Source organism: Caballeronia arationis, from assembly GCF_001544975.2.
Classification (GTDB): domain Bacteria; phylum Pseudomonadota; class Gammaproteobacteria; order Burkholderiales; family Burkholderiaceae; genus Caballeronia; species Caballeronia arationis.
Genome location: NZ_FCOG02000341.1, coordinates 1 through 2,661 on the forward strand (window position 1 = coordinate 1; position 2,661 = coordinate 2,661).

Annotated in this window: 1 protein-coding gene and 1 pseudogene; both read left to right on the plus strand. The window is 61.3% G+C overall.

Annotated features, from left to right (window positions below; all coding sequences use genetic code 11):
- Window positions 1-695 (plus strand): MFS transporter (locus AWB81_RS41890; protein ID WP_144444369.1); only part of this gene is annotated, 695 nt, incomplete at its 5' end.
- 197 nt (window positions 696-892) lie between these two features.
- A pseudogene (garD, locus tag AWB81_RS41895) lies at window positions 893-2,480 on the plus strand (galactarate dehydratase).
- The last annotated feature ends 181 nt before the right edge of the window (window positions 2,481-2,661 follow it).

Genomic DNA, 2,661 nt, shown 5'->3' on the forward strand with positions numbered 1-2,661 from the left:
ACATCCTCAGTGGGCAGGAGGCCAAGCACAGCGACGTGGGCGTCTCCAAGCGAAAGTGGACCGAAATGATCGGCAGCCGCAATTTTTGGGCGATCGGCATCCCCCGGATACTGTCCGAGCCGGCCTGGCAGACTTTTAATGCCTGGATTCCGCTCTACATGATGACCGAGCGGCACATGAACCTGAAGGAAATTGCGCTGTTTGCGTGGATGCCTTTTCTGGCTGCGGACATTGGTTGCGTGCTCGGCGGCTACCTCAGTCCGCTGTTCCATAAGTACGCGAAAGTCTCGCTGTTCACGTCGCGCAAGATGGTCTTCGTGTTCGGCGCACTGTGCATGGTCGGGCCGGCATGCGTCGGACTGGTGGCCAGCCCTTACGCGGCTATTGCACTGCTGTGTGTCGGCGGGTTCGCCCATCAGACCTTGTCGGGTGCGTTGTATGCGATTACGTCCGACGTGTTCGGCAAGAACGAAGTTGCGACCGCCACGGGCATGGGCGGCATGGCGGGTTACCTGGGAGCTGCGGCGTTCACGGCGCTGTTCGGCGTATTGGTCACACAGGTCGGTTACAGCCCGCTGTTTGTCGTCCTCGCAGTGTTCGATATCATCGCCGCGTGTGTAGTGTGCTGGCTGGCGAGAAGCGGCGACCGGATGCTCGAACCGCAATTGGTGGCAGTGAGCCCTGGGGTCAAGTAAGACGAGGGGTTAGGTCCGGCATCTCAGGATGTCGGCTAGCTTGTCAGGCGGCGCCCACCGGCGCCGATTCGGTTTTCATAGCGACTGCGGGTGTATGAACTGTTACTCACCACGTCCTAGACTGCTCGAGTTTTGGTCGATCATAGGATCGCACATGATTACCCATGTACTTCTCCACCTGCCGCTCCGAGGATGAAATGAGCCAGTTGCCCCTTTACATTCGCGTTCACCCGCAGGACAACGTCGCGATCGTCGTCAACGACGGCGGCTTGCCCGAAGGCGCCACGTTCGCCGACGGTCTGACGCTGCGCGAGCGCGTGCCGCAGGGCCACAAGGTCGCGCTGAAGGATCTTGCCGAGGGCGACGAAGTCATCCGCTATAACGTGGTGATCGGCTATGCGCTCAAGAATTTGCCGAAGGGAAGCTGGATCAACGAGCACGTGATCCGCATGCCGAGCCCGCCGGGACTGGAAGGCCTGCCGATCGCGACTGTCAAGCCGCCGGAGATGGCGCCGCTCGAAGGCTTCACGTTCGAGGGGCTATCGCAACGCGGACGGCACGGTCGGCTCGCGCAACATCCTCGCGATCACGACGACCGTTCAATGCGTCGCCGACGTCGTTCAGCACGCGGTCGCGCGCATCAAGGCGGAACTGCTGCCGCGCTTTCCGAATGTCGACGATGTCGTGAGCCTCGGCCATACCTACGGGTGCGGCGTCGCGATCGACGCGCCCGACGCAATGGTGCCGATCCGCACCGTGCGCAATATCAGCCTGAATCCGAACTTCGGCGGCGAGGTGATGATGGTAAGCCTCGGCTGCGAAAAGCTGCAGCCCGAACGCCTGATGCCGCCGGGCACGATCCCGATCGCGACGACTGCTGCGGACGACGTCGCCGACATCGGCGATTCCGGCGCGGATGCGAACGGCGATGTCGTCGTGCTGCAGGACGAGGAGCACGTCGGCTTCCAGTCGATGATCGAGTCGATCATGAAGATGGCCGAGCATCACCTCAGCCGATTGAACAACCGGCGTCGCGAGACGTGCCCGGCCTCCGACCTCGTGATCGGCGTGCAGTGCGGCGGCAGCGATGCGTTTTCCGGGTTGACGGCGAATCCGGCGGTCGGATTCGCTACCGATCTGCTCGTGCGCGCGGGCGCGACCGTGATGTTCTCCGAGGTGACAGAAGTGCGCGACGGCGTCGATCAGCTGACGAGCCGCGCGGCGAATCCGGAGGTGGCGGCAGCGATCATCCGCGAAATGCAGTGGTATGACGATTACCTGAAACGCGGCAGCGCCGATCGCAGCGCGAACACGACGCCGGGGAACAAGAAGGGCGGATTGTCGAATATCGTCGAGAAGGCGATGGGGTCGATCATCAAGTCGGGTAACTCGGCGATTTCGGGTGTGTTGTCGCCGGGTGAGAAGGTCAGGCAAAAGGGGTTGATTTACGCGGCCACGCCCGCCAGCGATTTTATTTGCGGCACGCTGCAGGTGGCGGCGGGGATCAACCTGCATGTATTCACGACCGGTCGCGGCACGCCGTACAGCCTCGCGGAAGTGCCGGTGATCAAGGTCGCGACGCGTTCCGATCTGGCGCGCCGCTGGCACGATCTGATGGACATCAACGCCGGGACGATCGCGACCGGCGAGTCTTCCATCGAAGATGTAGGTTGGGAGTTGTTCAGGATGATGCTCGAAGTTGCGAGCGGCCGGAGAGAGACCTGTGCGGAGAAGCTGCAGCTGCATAACGCGCTGGTTCTGTTTAATCCCGCGCCGGTGACCTAAGGCAGCGCTGATTAGTCTTTTTCGCACCCCACAAAGCCTCATGGCTACGTGGCCGATGCCGTGAATTCGATATTTAGTCAGCATTGCCTAAGGCAACTACAGGACTTTCCCAATTTGGGCGAGCATAAATGCGGATTTTTGGCACCCCTCGAGTGGGAACGTATTTCTTTCGTGAGAATGG